Raw genomic sequence first — 13,087 nt, forward strand, 5'->3', positions numbered from 1 at the left:
CGTGCGCGGCGGGTCCGTGCGCGGCGGGTCCGTGCGCGGCGGTGCCACACGGGCATCACCCCGTAGGGGCCCGCCGCGTTCGGGTATTGACCCGCCGCGTACGGGCATCGATGCGAGGCACTCAGTGGGTCAGCGGGTGCGACGTCCTCCCCGACGCCTCGTCGATCTCGTCGTGCGCCTTGGTCAGCAACTGCATCGCCAGGTCGTTGAGCGCACGCGCCCCCGCGATCTCCTCCCCGACCCGTGGCTGATTGGAGTCGGTGCGGTGGCGGCTGGCGTACCCGCGGGCCCGGACTTCGTTCCCGTCGGGAAGCCGTACGAGTGCCGCCGCCCGCGTGCGGTCGTCGTCCTCCTGGAATTCGAGCTCCACGTGCCATCCGACTGCGGTGTGCATCATGACGATCACCTCCGGAACCGCTGATTCCAGGGTGCTCCTCATCGCCCCCCGACGCACGGCGCGGGCATGGCTCACCCCGCCTGCTCGCTGTCCTTCAACAGGATCCGGAGTCCTCGTCGTCGAAGCCGGCGAAGTACGCGGCGGCCATGTCCTCGTCGGCATGTCCCTGCGCCGCGGCACGGCGGAAGCGTTCGGCGGTGGCGGCGGCCACGTCGAGGCGGACGCCGTGCTTCTCCCCGGCCTCGACGATCAGACGGGCGTCCTTCTCCGCGGTCGCCACCGCGAAACTGGGCGGTGACAGCTCGCCGTTCAGGACGAGGTCGGCCTTGGCCCGCAGATAGCCCATGTCGAGCGGGCCGCCCGCGATGAGGTCGAAGAACTTCTGCGGCTCCACGTCCAGGGCCCGGGCCAGGGCCAGGACCTCTCCGGCCGCCGCGGTGGCCGCGAGGATCCAACTGTTGGTCACCAGCTTGAGCCGGGTGGCGCTGCCCGCCGCCCCGTCCTCGCCGGTCCACACCGTGCGGGTGCCCACCGCGTCGAAGACGGGCGTCACCGTGTCCCGCGCCCCGGCGGGACCCGCGGCGATGACGGTCAGCTGTCCGGCCTCCGCGGGCTGGCGGGTGCCGAGCACGGGGGCGTCGTAGAAGACCAGGGCGTGCTCCCGGGCGAAGGCGGCCAGGTCGCCGACGGCCTCGATGCCCACGGTGGTCGACTGCGCCCAGAGGAGACCGGTGCGCAGGGCGGGCGCGGCCTCCCGCATGACCTCCGCCACCGCCTTGCCGTCGTACAGCATGGTCAGCACGACGTCCGCGTCCCGCACGGCCTCCGCGGGAGTGTCCGTGACCTGCGCGCCGTCCGCGGCCAGCGGCTCGGCCTTGGCGCGGGTGCGGTTCCAGGCGTGGACGGTGTGCCCGGCACGGAGGAGGCTGCGGGCCATCGCGGCCCCCATGATGCCGGTGCCCAGGACGCTCACGGTGAGCTTGTCGGTCATGACGTCAACTTCCTGATCCGCGTGATGGGTGGTGCGCCTGCCATGCTGGCCCAGGCGCGAGCCTTCCCGGTGGCGGCCAGGACAACCCCGTCGGGGCGTGTCCCTTCCTCTGGGCATCCTCGGTCGCGCTGCTTGCTTCCGCCACTCGGCGACGCCCCCGGCCACGGGCGGGTGACCCGTCGCAACCCGTCCTCCGCAACACCCCTTCACTGCACGCTGGGCGCGGTGTCCGACGGTGTGCGATTCGGCTTGCCACGGGTCGTTGCCAGGTCCTTTTCGGTGAGTCCGGTATCAGTGATGATCGCTCCCGACAGTTCGGCGCCGCTGAGACGGGCGCCTGCGAGATGAGCACCATGGAGGTCGGCACCGCTCAGAGTCGTCGCCGTCAGGTCGGTTTGCAGGAGGAAGGCGTTACTGAGGTCCGCGTAGTAGAGGTTCGCCTTGTGCAGGGTGGCACTGTCGACGTGGGCTCCACTGACGAGTGCACGGCGCCGTGCGGCCGGCTGACGCGGGCCAGGTCGCGCGGCGCTAGCGGCGTTCTGTCAGATGGAGGTATGGATGGGGGACCTTCACCAAGGGGAGCGCGGTGTACCCGGCTCCAACTGCCGTGCATGGCATGGCAGTTTGCCCGACCGGCGAGCCGGCGTCGGACGGGAATCGGGTGTTGGCCTCGCGCCGTACTGCCCGTGCACAGGTGCGCGAACGCATCTGACGGCCGGCGGATGGGTCGCTGGGACGATCGTCGTGCCACCCCGGGCGAAACACCGGCGTTAGGCGACGCCGCTGTCCAGGTAGCGGCGAACGTCGGCAGCCTTGAGTTTCAGCATGTCGTCCGCGGAAGTGTCGGACTCGATGGACCTCAGGTCCCGGACGATTGCCACCCTTCGCTCCGACACCTCGATCGGCTCGTCCATGGCTGCGCGTGGCGAGGCTGTGGAGGAGTTCTCCGGTGGGTCAAACCTTCGGTCCGGCCCGGAGGTGATGCGCTTCGCGACCAGTTCTTCCAACGCGGTCAGTGCGGCAAAGCGGACGTCTGCCATTTCTTCAGGGTCGCTCGCCAGGCGGCTGAGGACACCGGCGCCACGCGGTCCACCGATGTCGCCCAGCGAGATGATGGCGGCAAACCGAGAGTTGGCGTCGGGGTTACCGCCGGCGCTGAGGTCTTCGAGGAAGGGAACCGTAGTTGAGTCGCCGAGATACCCGGCACTCATAGCAGCGTTGAGCCGCACGGATGGGTCATCGTCCTGGAGTGCCGCATTGAGGTTGTGGAGTCCTTCTTTCGTCAGCTGGCGCTCTGCCGCTTTGGCCAGAGAGCCTCGCTTCTCCAGACTCCGCCGTTTGGCGAGTACCCGATTCCGCAGATGTGTGGAGCTCTCTTGGCGTTGCTGCGTCTCCCGGCCCTGTGCCAGGTCGGAGGTGATCCGATTGAATTCCTCGCTCATGCCGGGCCTCCTCGTTCGCCCACATGCCACTGCTCAAGGAACTCGCGATATGGCAACATCTCGGTCTTATGCTCGTAAGAGCCCTCTACTTTCGGGCGGGACCACATCTCACTAGCCTTTTGAGGTGCCGGTGTCGTAATTTCGCGTCCAACGGTCGGCCAGGCGCCGGACGGCTCTGGCACCTTAGGACGGATGAACCGCAGGGCGACGTTGCTCGCGAAGGGCGTCATCGTCAGCTTGGTCGGCCAGATCGCCAGTAGATTTTCGAAGCCGAGAGGGTCAATGTACAGGTCAGTCATGTGCTGGCCCACCCCGAAATTCCGCTCAGACGTAAGTCCCGTGTATACCGCCATCTCCAGATTCTCGACTGTCCCGTCCGTGAGCAGCTCTGGCGCTGTTGCTCCGAGGGAGATCAGCATCCGCTGGACCCAGTCCGGTGAGGGTATGGGGTCAGATGATGACTCTCCGTTGATATTCATGGGATATGGTGTGCTGTTGTGGTCCGACGCGAGCCATACATTCTTTCCTGTAGTCGAGTCGGTGCGCGGACACAGGAAGACGCCGTGAAGTCCACCGCGGATCGGAAAGACTGCCGTCATCATGGGCAGATGGCTTCCGCGTACGATCAGCATGTGATTCTTGCGCTGGGCTTGGACAGGCGTTCCCGCCGGCACGAGGTTCGTATCGGCATCCAGCCGAGCCAAGAGGCCGTAGTTGCCGACGCCGGCGGTGAATACCACTACCTTCGGCTGGAAATCGACCCGCGTACCGGAAAGCAGTGCGTCCACGCGCACGATGGACGTCCCCTTGCGAAAGAACGCCAAGGAATCATCCTGGTCGTCCAACTTGTACATCGCGTGGTCTACATCATGGGACAGGCCCGTGATGACCTCGCTGGTGTCGAGCGAGAACTCGTCCGTTTCGAAAAGGTGCTTGGCTTTTCCGCCCCGGAGAATGGGTGGGGCCTCTACGCACGGATCGAACTTGAGGCCTGCGGTGTCCCACATATAAGTGTGGCCCTTTACCGCGGTACCCGATCCGAACCCAGCCAGAGCGCGTGATGCGTTCAGCTTGCTGAGTCCGTTCGCGTCAACAAATGCCTCCCAGAACTGCGCGGCAGCATTAAGGATGATCATCATGTCGACGTCGTCATAATAATGACCCCGGTGGATCAAGCCGTGCGAGTGGCAGGTCTGGCCTCCACCAAGTTCGTGGCGCTCCAGGAGAACGGCGCGGTACTGGCGTTTCGTCAGATCATTGAGGAGCCAAAGCCCTTGAGCGCCCCCTCCTATGACCAACACATCGAGATCAACCATGTCCACCTCCGGCTTTGGAACGCCGAATGTTGAATCGGTTGAGCAGGGAGACCATTTCCAGCATCTCCCCGGCCGACGGAACGTGCATCTCGAAGGAGTTTTCGACGGGAGTGAATCTGTTTCATCCTCCGTTTTCGCAGATCAGCAGGGTGTGGACGGCAGCGATGGTGTGTCTGACGAGCTTGGTTGAGCAGCCGGCTCTGCGGAAGATCCGCCATGTCTTCGCTCCGAAGTCCGCGGTCAGCGGAGTGATGACGCTGCTGCGGGCGATGTTCGAGCAGCCCGACGCCGAAGCAACTGAGCGGCAGTTGGACCAGGTCATCGACACCTCCACCAGCGATGCCCTGCCGCCGCCGACCACCTGGAGACCGTCCGCCGCGATCTGCCGGCCTTCACCGCGTTCCCACCTGAGGTGTTGAAGTGCACGCCGACTGCGACTAGGACGCCTACGGTGCACGCGAACACCACGCAGACGACGGCGAGCGGGAATCCGCAGGCGGCGACGTCCGCAAGGCGCCGCCGAAGTCCCATGCCCCCACTGTCTACCCTTCACGGTTTCCCTGCTGATCAAGTCCGGACGGGCACGGTGGTCGGCCAGTTGGACGTGACTGGTCGTCCTTCCCTTCGCCTCGCCGGCGTGCGAGGTACCAACGTCGGCCAGTGGCAAAGGCGCGCCGTGCCGTGCGTACGGCAGCGATCTGGGTGGCAAGGTGGAGTTGGTGGTGCCAGGGGTTCTGGCCACCGTGGCGTACCGACATGGCGTGCGCGAACGCCACAGCATCGCGGTCGATGTACTGGTCCAAGTGCTCGAACCACGCCATGCTCGTACGCGAGGCCGCCTGCACCGGATGGAGCTCCGCGCGGCGATGGCGGTCGTACTCCCGCAGCGCGTCCTCCATGTCAAGGTATTTCTGCAGGCTGTGTGCGAGGACGATCGCGTCGATGATCGCGAGTCTGGTCCCCGACCCCAGTGTGAAGTGGGTGGTGTGGGCAGCGTCGCCGACGAGCACCGTCGCGCCGTGGTACCAGGTCTTGTTGGTCACGTGCGCGAAGCGCTGCCAGTGCGCCGCTGCGCCCCGTGATCGGCTGATCAGGCGGTGGCCGTCGAGTGCTCGCTTGAAGATGTCCTCCAGCAGTCGCACTCCCTGGTCGCGGCCGAGCACGTCGAGTCCCAGACCGTGCCAGGTCTGCGGTGAGCATTCGACGATGCAGGTGCTGATTCCCGCGACCGATGGGTAGGCGTGGAACCAGATCCACCCGGCGGGCGTCTGCTCGAAGCTGAACATGAAGCTGCGGAACTCCTGGTCCGTGCCCAGCCAGATGTAGGGATTGAGCCCGACTTCAACGCGAGTTCCGAACGCTACGCTCTGCCCCCGGATCCCGCTGTTCCCACCGTCGGTGGCAACGAGAAGGTCCGCTTCGGGAAGCGTCGAGAGATCTGCAACGCGGCGGCCGTACTGGACGTCGACGCCGAGTTGCGAGGCACGCCGGGCCAGGACGTCGAGCAGTGCAGATCGGCTCATGCTGTATCCGTAGCCCCCGAAGTACGCCGTCTGCTCGCCGCTCGAGTCGTGCACACGCACCTCCTGGTCCTGCCACAGCACGGACCTGGCGGTGACCTCCCGGGCGCTTTCCGGATCGTTGCGATAGAGGACGTCCAACAGGTCGTCCCAGTACACGATGCCCCAGCCGTAGGTGGCCGCGGGCGGGTCACGGTCGTACACGGTGATCTCGTGCCCGGCATCGCGCAATTTGGCCGAGATCGCGAAGTACAGCCCCGCGGGCCCCGCACCGACGCACACGATCCTCACCGCTACGCACCGCCCCGACCATCAGTCGGATGGGAGGCCTGTCGCTTCACACGGGTCCGGATGCCCGAGGTGTCCGGGCATCCGGATTCGGCACCGACAAAACTGCCGCACGTTGATCGCGAGCTCACTGCGCCGGAGCGTCAGTAGCCATGCCCGCCACCGAAGCCGTGGTCACCGAAGCCGTGGTCACCACCGAAGCCGTGGTCACCGAAGCCGTGGTCACCGAAGCCGTGGTCACCGAAGCCGTGGTCACCGAAGCCATGGTCACCACCGAAGAAACCCCAGCCCCAGCCGTCACCGAAGAAGCAGCGGTCTCCCCAGCCCCAGCCCCAGCCGTCTTCGAAGAAGCAGCGATCTGCCAGGCTCTTGCTGTCGTGGGAGGGAGCCGAAGCGACATGGGACGACGAGGGGAGAGCGGCCGCGCTGGCGGCGCCGGCTCCGGCCGCGATGGCAAGGATGGGTGCCGTGCAGACCACAGCGGCTATCCGCCGCATCCTGCTCGTAGCGCGCATGATGATGTCCCCCTTCCGGGGGTCGTAACAGGGATCCCGGGCGCTCAAGGGGAACGCCCATATGCGCCAGATCCTGCGCGCGGGTCTGACGCGCGGTGTTCCACCCGCCGGACCTGCTGAACCACGTCGCAGTAGTTTCCAGGCAGGCTTGCGGATCTTACTATTGAATACAAGGCGGGGCATACAGTACGAAACGCCTCGTATCGCCAAGATAGGGTCACTTTCCGGACAAAGTCAACGGGGGGTGCCGGTGGCTCACAAGGGAGGCATGCGGTGGACGCTCCCAGGCCGCAAGACGGCCGCCAGAGGACTTTGGCTCCCGAGTACGCCCAGCCCGACCGCATCACGCCCGACTCGCGGCGGCGTCGCCGAGAATCTCACGAAGCCGTGCTCCGAGCCACGAAAGACCTGCTCGGCGAGGTCGGATACCAGCGGCTGGCCTTCGAAGGCATCGCCCGGCGGGCCGGAGTCAGCAAGGCCACCATCTATCGGTGGTGGCCGAACAAGGCCGCACTCGTGATCGAGGCCCTCAGCGGAGAAGTCCCCCTGCCTCCCATCCACGAAACCGGCGACCTCGAAGCCGACCTGCGCACAGCCGTCCGTCTCACCATCGAGCTCGTCTCCGCCATGCCCACCTGCCTGATCCTCCCGGCGCTTCTCGCCGACGTGATCGAGGATCCCACCGGCACCGGAGCCTTCGCCGAGCTCATCGAACCCCGCCGAGCGTCGGTCGTGAACCTGCTGGAGCGGGCCCGCCTCGATGGCCGGTTGCCGCCGGACACCGATACCTCACTGATGGTCGACATCTACTCCGGAACCGTCGTGTACCTGGCCGCGGTGAACCGCATACCACCGGGCGAGGCGGTGGTGGGCCAGCTCGTCAGCCTCCTCTTGCACGGCCACCCCCCGCTCTCGAAGGGACCCGCCCCCGCAGGCCGGGAAGGATCGCCAGGCGCGTGAGCCGGCCGCGCAGAAGTCGCCCCCGCCTGGGACGACACTTGTCGATGGTGCCGTAGGCCGGGGCTTCCGGCCTGTGGAGGCCTCAACTGCCCGCCCGCAGCAGGGCCGCCACGATCGGTCCCGCCGAGTCGCCGCCGTGCCCGCCCGCCTGGACCACGCCCGCGGCGGCCAGATCGCCCTTCCACGCCGTGAACCAGCCGTTTGGCTGCTTCTGTCCGTCGACCTCCGCCGAGCCCGTCTTCGCGCCGTAGTCCGGGCCGAGGCCCGCCATCGCCTTGGCGGCCGTGCCCGCCTCCGCCGTGTACTGGAGGACCTCCTTCAGCTGGGCCTGCGTCGACGCCGACATCGTACGGGCCGCCTTGGCCGGCGTGCGGTTGTCCACCGAGGGGGAGACCAGATACGGCTGGTGGAAGACGCCGGTCTTCGCCGTGGAGACCACCGAGGCCATGTTCAGCGGGTTCATACGAACGCCGCCCTGGCCGATCAGGGAGGCCGCCATCTGGGCGTCGCTCATCACCGGGACCGCGCCGTCGAAGGACGGGACGCCGATCGCCCAGTCGTTCATGCTCAGGCCGTAGATCTGCTGGGCGACCTTGGTGAGGTCGTCGTTCTGCAGCTTCTGCGCCTGGCTGATGAAGGCCGTGTTGCAGGAGATCGCGAAGCTCGTCTTGAACGTGCCGTTCTTGATCTCGAACTTGTTGTCGTTCTGGAACTTCCAGCCGCCGTACGTCACGTACTTGGGGCAGGGGTGCGGTTTGTCGGCCGACGCCAGGTTCTTCTCGAACAGCAGCGTCGACGTCACGATCTTCATCGTCGAGCCGGGGGCGAGCGAGCCCTGGAAGGCCACGTTGAAGCCGTGGTCGGAGTTCGCAACCGCCAGGATCTCGCCCGTCGACGGGCGCATGACGACCACGGACGCCTTGTCCTTGCTCCCCACCTCCTGCTCCGCCTTCGCCTGGAGCGCCGGGCTGAGCGTCGTCCTCAGCGTGCCCGGCGTGCCCTCGCTCAGCGTCAGCAGCGTCTTGTCGGGCGTCTTCTGCGTGCCCTTCGTTGCCGCCTTGCGCACGATCCGCAGCTCGATGCCCGCCTTGCCGCCGGCCGTCCTGCCGTACTTCTCGCGCAGGCCGTCCAGCACCGTACCCAGGGACGGGTACTTGTCCGTCGTGAGCTCGCCGCCGTCACGGTCCAGGGCCTTGACGGGGGGCGTGCCCGCGTCGCCGGTGACCAGACGGTCGCCGTCGGTCAGATCCGGGTGCACCACCGTCGGCTGCCAACGCACCAGCGGCACGCCGTCCTTGGCCCGGCGCACCACGGTCAGCCTGGTCGCGTACGAAAGCGGTTTGCTCTTGCCCTGGTAGGACACCGTCGCCTTCACAGAGAACGGGACCGTGGTTCCCGACGGCTTTCCGCTCGTCAGTGTCACGCCCGTGATGTACGCGTCCTTGCGGTAGCCGGTCAGGGCCTGCGTCGCCGCGGCCGAGTCGTCCGTGGCGGCCGCCGCCTTCGTGACGTCGCCCCGCTGCCAGGCCGTGAGGAACGCCGCGGCCGTCGCACGGACCTCGGACGCGGACGGCGGGCCCGTCTTCACGGTCTTGTGGACGGATCTGGCGGACGCGCCGTCATCAGCCGCGGCGCCGCCGCCCACCAGGCTGTATCCGGCGAACGCCCCGCCCACGCCCACGACAGCGATCAGACCACCGATGACCAGTGGTCCGCCCTTCTTGTGCTCGGCGATGCGCCTTCTCGTGCCCACAGCTTCCGACCCTCCGCAGTTCTCTGTTCCCCTGTGCCCTCACGCTCCCCAACGAGAACAACCACCCTAGGGTCCCGCGGTGACAAGAGTGACTTCAGCCTCCGGTTCGTAGCACAGCTGCGACGATCGGCCCCGCCGCGTCGCCGCCGTGCCCGCCCTCCTGGGCCATGGCCGCCGCCGCGACGTCGTCACGGTAGCCGGTGAACCAGCTGTTGGACCTCGCCTGTCCGTCGACCTCCGCCGACCCGGTCTTCGCGCCGATGTCACCGACGAGCCCGGCCATCGCGTGGGAGGCGGTGCCCTGGGTCGCGGTCAGCCGCATCATCGCCTTCAGTTGGGCGACGGTGCCCGAGGACAGCCCCTTGGCGGTGGCGAGCCGGCGGTCGTCGAGCTCCGGCGAGACCAGGTACGGCTGCCGGAACGTGCCGGTGGTCGCGGTCGCTGTGACGGACGCCATGCTCAGCGGGCTCATCTGGACCTGGCCCTGGCCGATCAGATTGGCCGCCGTGTCCGGGCCCGCGGAGGCGGGGACCGAGCCGTCGAAGGAGACGATGCCGGTCTTCCAGTCGTCCTGCCCGAGCCCGAAGCGGTCCTCGGCCTCCCGGGTGAGGGAGTCGGTCCTCACCTTGGCCGCGAACTTCACGAACGCCGTGTTGCACGAACGCATGAAGCTGCCCGCAAGCGTCGCCTTCTCATCGGGGACCAGGCCCTTGAGGTTGTGGAAGGTCTGGCTCTGCCAGACGGCCGTCTCGGTGCAGGGCGCCGGGCCGTTCATGGTGGTGAGGCCGTTGTCGATGAGGGTCGCCGCGCTGATGATCTTCATCGTGGAGCCGGGTGCGAGCCGCCCCTCGAAGGCGGCGTTGAAGCCGTCCCGGCGGTGGTTGGCGATCGCGAGCACCTCACCCGTGCTCGGCTTCACCGCCACCACCGAGGACTCCGGGTACCGCGTTACGGCCTGTTCGGCCGCCGCCTGCGCGGTGGCGCTGAGCGTCGTGTGCAGCGTGCCGGGCGTGCCCTTGGCGAGGGTCAGCAGGGTCTTGGCGGGCGCGTTCCCGTCGGCGTGCCGGACCGAAAGCTCGATGCCCGGCTTGCCGCCGGCCGCTTCGCCGTACTTGGCGCGCAGCGCGTCCAGGACCGGGCCGAGGGACGGGTACTTCTCCTTGGTCAGCACCACACCGTGCCGGTCCACCGCCTCGATCGGCGCGGCCGTGGCCTCACCGGTGAGGAGCGTGTCGCCCTTCTCGAGGGCGGGATGGACGACGGACGGCTGCCAGTCGACCAGCGCGCGCCCGGTGGTCACCCCGCGCACGACGTTCAGCCTGCCGGCGTAGGCGAGGGACTTGGACTGCCCGCCGTAGGACACCGTCGCCCGCACGGTGAACGGAACCGAGTCCCCGCTGCGTGCCCCCGGTGTGATGTGCGCCCCGGTGATGTGCGCGCTCGTGCCGTACGCCGTCAGCAACTGCTCGGCCGCCGCGGCGTTGTTGGTGTATGAGGCGGCGGTGGCCGCGTCGCCCTTCTCCCAGGCGGCGAGGAACTTGTGGCCCGTCTCCTCGACCTCGCTCGCGGACGGCGGACCGGTCTTCACGGACGCGGCGCCGGTGCCGCCTGTCGAACTGTCGTGCAGCGCCGACAGGATGTTGTACGCCCCGTACCCGGCTCCCCCCACCACCACCGCGAACACCCCGCCGACCACGCCGGCTTTGATCCCCTTGCGCATGACGCGTCGTCCCCTCCCCGTAGGGCTCGAAACTGTATGCGGTGCGAGGGGAGCGTGTGGGGATTGTGTTCGCATGTTGTCCGAACGGTGATCAGGGACATGACCAACCCCTCGGTGGCGGCCGCGAGGGGCGGGCCCGCGCGCCCAGATCAGGGGTGCACGGGCCCGCCCGTCGATGTGTGACCTTTTCGGCAGGTCCGGCCGGATCAGCCGAAGAGGCTGTAGATGTTGTAGCCGTATCCGACCTTGGCGCGGGCGCTCAGCGGCGCGGTGGCAGAGCCGGTGCCCTTGTACAGCCACAGGTTGCCGGAACTGTCGCGGGTGAGCAGGTCGGCGTTGCCGTCACCGGTGACGTCGCCGACGGCGTCGTACGCGGTGTAGTGGTAGCCGTAGCCGATCTTGACCCGCGACGCGAACGGCGTCGTCGCGCTGCCGGTGCCCTTGTACAGCCACAGGTTGCCGGAGCTGTCCTGGGCCAGCAGGTCCGGGTGGCCGTCGTGGGTGAAGTCACCGTGGCCGTGGACGTTTCCGCCGTAGATGTTCCAGCCGTAGCCGACCTTGGCCCGGGAGCCGAAGTAGCCCTTGCCGGTGCCGGGGTACAGCCAGATGTTGCCGCTGGAGTCCACCGCGATCAGGTCGCAGTAGCCGTCACCGTTGAGGTCGCCGGGGAGCGTCAGGACCTTCATCGAGTTCCAGCCGCTGCCGAGGTTGGTGTCCACGACGCCGTACGAGCTCGGGTCGATGTGCCGCCAGATCAGCGAGCCGCCCGTGGTGCGCATCACAAAGCCCTGGTAGCCGCTGCGGTTCAGGTCGGCCTGTCGGACCAGATTGAGACCGGACCAGCTCACACCGTTCAGCGACTGCCGGCCGGCGAAGCCGGTCCCCTTGGAGTCGTACTCGTAGGCCGAACCGCCCGAGGTGTCCGCGAACGTGTCCGCCAGGCCGTCACCGCTCAGGTCGGTGTCGTCAAGCCGCGGGTCGATGGTGGTGGCGTAGGTGCCGACCTTGCTGAAGACGCTGTACGACCCCTGTGCGACGCAGTCCTTCACGCCCCAGGAGACCACGCCGACGATCCTGCCGCCGACCACCAGCGGACCGCCGGAGTCGCCGTTGCAGGTCGCGACCGTTCCGCTGTCGGAGCCGGTCGCCGGGTTCCCGGCACAGGTCATGTGGCCGGAGACGAAGTCGCTGCCGTAGTAGCCCTTGCACGTCGAGTCGGCGTCGATCGACATCTGCGCCGTCTGGAGCATCTGCGAGATGTCGTTGTTGGTGGAGCTTGTCCTGCCCCAGCCGTAGACGGTGGCAGGGGTGCCGGGCGTGTACGACGCGGTGTCGGTCGCGGAGGTGATCGGCAGCGTCTTGCCCGCGACGGGCGAGTCCAGGGTCAGCACGGCCACGTCGTTGTCGGCGGCCGCCAAGTCGAAGGACGGGTGGCTCCACTGACGCAGCACGGCGTTGGCCGTGCCGCCGTTCATGCTGGTGACGTTGCCGTTGCTGTCGAAGCTCGGCAGCTGTGCGCTGCCGGAGACGACGGCGCCGTTGTCGGCCCAGTCATAGCCGGCGACACAATGCGCCGCGGTGAGGACCTTCGTCGGCGCGACGAGCGTGCCGCCGCAGAAGAACCCGTCCCCGGTGGCCGGGTCGGAGTACCACAGCTGCACCATCCAGGGTGCCGAGGAGAAGTTGGCCGTCTGGCCGCCGATTATCTGCGGTTCGACGGTCCTGGACGGGGCCGTGGAGGTGGTGGCCGACGGCGTCGGCGAGGTGGCGGCGGATGCCGACGGCGCGGCTGTCGAGGAGTTCGACGCCGCTGTCCTGGACGCCGACGCGGCCGGCCCCGCGGTGACGGTGGTGAGGCGCTTGCCCTTCTCGGCACCGCGCATCCTGGCCCGCAACTGGGCCTGGGTCGGCACGTGGTGGGCGCTCAGGGTGGTCTTCGGGACGTCCGTCGCGTGCGCCGGTGCCATGAGGAAGGCGCCGATCCCCCCGACGACCAATGCGCCTGCAGCCGCAGGTACCACGGTCCGGGCCCGGCGGCGGTGTTTCCCACTTCTGTGGGCAGATGACACTCACGTCTCCTGTACGATCGAAAGTTGAAAGCTTGATGAAAATCGCTTGATCGTACAACTAGTCGACGGATGTTCACCCGTTCGTCACGTCATGATCGCGTAAAAACGCGCGGGTC

12 protein-coding genes and 1 pseudogene are annotated in these 13,087 nt (G+C 67.7%); 2 read left to right on the top strand and 11 right to left on the bottom strand.

Going from position 1 to position 13,087, the window contains the following annotated elements; all coding sequences use genetic code 11:
* Positions 1 to 121: 121 nt before the first annotated feature.
* From AAW14_RS15045 to AAW14_RS15060, 6 genes and pseudogenes are all read right to left on the bottom strand, one after another.
* On the bottom strand, positions 122 to 397 hold the full coding sequence (locus tag AAW14_RS15045) for a DUF1876 domain-containing protein (RefSeq protein ID WP_265564127.1): 276 nt from the start codon (positions 395 to 397) through the stop codon (positions 122 to 124).
* A 94-nt stretch (positions 398 to 491) separates the two neighbouring features.
* The gene (locus tag AAW14_RS15050) at positions 492 to 1,388 is read right to left on the bottom strand and encodes an NAD(P)-dependent oxidoreductase (protein WP_265564129.1); all 897 of its coding nucleotides are present in this window, start codon (positions 1,386 to 1,388) and stop codon (positions 492 to 494) included.
* A gap of 206 nt (positions 1,389 to 1,594) precedes the next feature.
* On the bottom strand, positions 1,595 to 1,789 hold the full coding sequence (locus tag AAW14_RS39740; protein WP_416223306.1) for a pentapeptide repeat-containing protein: 195 nt from the start codon (positions 1,787 to 1,789) through the stop codon (positions 1,595 to 1,597).
* A 15-nt stretch (positions 1,790 to 1,804) separates the two neighbouring features.
* A pseudogene (locus AAW14_RS39745) lies at positions 1,805 to 1,861 on the bottom strand (hypothetical protein); the annotation flags it as partial.
* A 297-nt stretch (positions 1,862 to 2,158) separates the two neighbouring features.
* Complete coding sequence (locus tag AAW14_RS15055; RefSeq protein WP_265564131.1) at positions 2,159 to 2,830, bottom strand: HEAT repeat domain-containing protein; 672 nt, start codon at positions 2,828 to 2,830, stop codon at positions 2,159 to 2,161.
* Positions 2,827 to 4,146 carry an FAD-dependent oxidoreductase gene (locus AAW14_RS15060; protein WP_265564133.1) on the bottom strand — a complete coding sequence of 440 codons (1,320 nt, stop codon included), beginning with the start codon at positions 4,144 to 4,146 and terminating at the stop codon, positions 2,827 to 2,829. Before AAW14_RS15060 ends, AAW14_RS15055 begins: the two co-directional genes overlap by 4 nt.
* 38 nt (positions 4,147 to 4,184) lie before the next feature.
* Between AAW14_RS15060 and AAW14_RS15065 the strand changes: the two genes are divergently transcribed.
* Entirely contained in the window at positions 4,185 to 4,565 is a 381-nt protein-coding gene (locus AAW14_RS15065; protein WP_265564135.1) for a hypothetical protein, read from the top strand.
* A 123-nt stretch (positions 4,566 to 4,688) separates the two neighbouring features.
* On the opposite strand, the gene AAW14_RS15070 is transcribed toward AAW14_RS15065, so the two are convergent.
* Entirely contained in the window at positions 4,689 to 5,957 is a 1,269-nt protein-coding gene (locus AAW14_RS15070; RefSeq protein WP_265564137.1) for an FAD-dependent monooxygenase, read from the bottom strand.
* 140 nt (positions 5,958 to 6,097) lie between these two features.
* Positions 6,098 to 6,469, bottom strand: a complete 372-nt coding sequence (locus tag AAW14_RS15075) for a hypothetical protein (RefSeq protein ID WP_265564139.1) — start codon at positions 6,467 to 6,469, stop codon at positions 6,098 to 6,100.
* A gap of 387 nt (positions 6,470 to 6,856) precedes the next feature.
* Here AAW14_RS15075 and AAW14_RS15080 point away from each other — a divergent pair, with 387 nt between their 5' ends.
* Positions 6,857 to 7,429 carry a TetR/AcrR family transcriptional regulator gene (locus AAW14_RS15080; RefSeq protein WP_265564141.1) on the top strand — a complete coding sequence of 191 codons (573 nt, stop codon included), beginning with the start codon at positions 6,857 to 6,859 and terminating at the stop codon, positions 7,427 to 7,429.
* Between the two features lie 82 nt (positions 7,430 to 7,511).
* On the opposite strand, the gene AAW14_RS15085 is transcribed toward AAW14_RS15080, so the two are convergent.
* The 3 genes from AAW14_RS15085 to AAW14_RS15095 all read right to left on the bottom strand — a co-directional run bounded on the left by AAW14_RS15085 (position 7,512) and on the right by AAW14_RS15095 (position 12,869).
* Complete coding sequence (locus AAW14_RS15085; RefSeq protein ID WP_265564142.1) at positions 7,512 to 9,182, bottom strand: penicillin-binding transpeptidase domain-containing protein; 1,671 nt, start codon at positions 9,180 to 9,182, stop codon at positions 7,512 to 7,514.
* A gap of 94 nt (positions 9,183 to 9,276) precedes the next feature.
* Positions 9,277 to 10,902: a penicillin-binding transpeptidase domain-containing protein gene (locus AAW14_RS15090; protein WP_265564144.1), complete on the bottom strand. Its 1,626-nt coding sequence runs from the start codon at positions 10,900 to 10,902 to the stop codon at positions 9,277 to 9,279.
* 206 nt (positions 10,903 to 11,108) lie between these two features.
* Positions 11,109 to 12,869 (bottom strand): trypsin-like serine protease, encoded by a 1,761-nt coding sequence (locus AAW14_RS15095; protein WP_265564146.1) that lies wholly within the window; start codon positions 12,867 to 12,869, stop codon positions 11,109 to 11,111.
* Positions 12,870 to 13,087 lie beyond the last annotated feature (218 nt).

The organism is Streptomyces hygroscopicus (assembly GCF_026168105.1).
Lineage (GTDB): Bacteria > Actinomycetota > Actinomycetes > Streptomycetales > Streptomycetaceae > Streptomyces > Streptomyces hygroscopicus_D.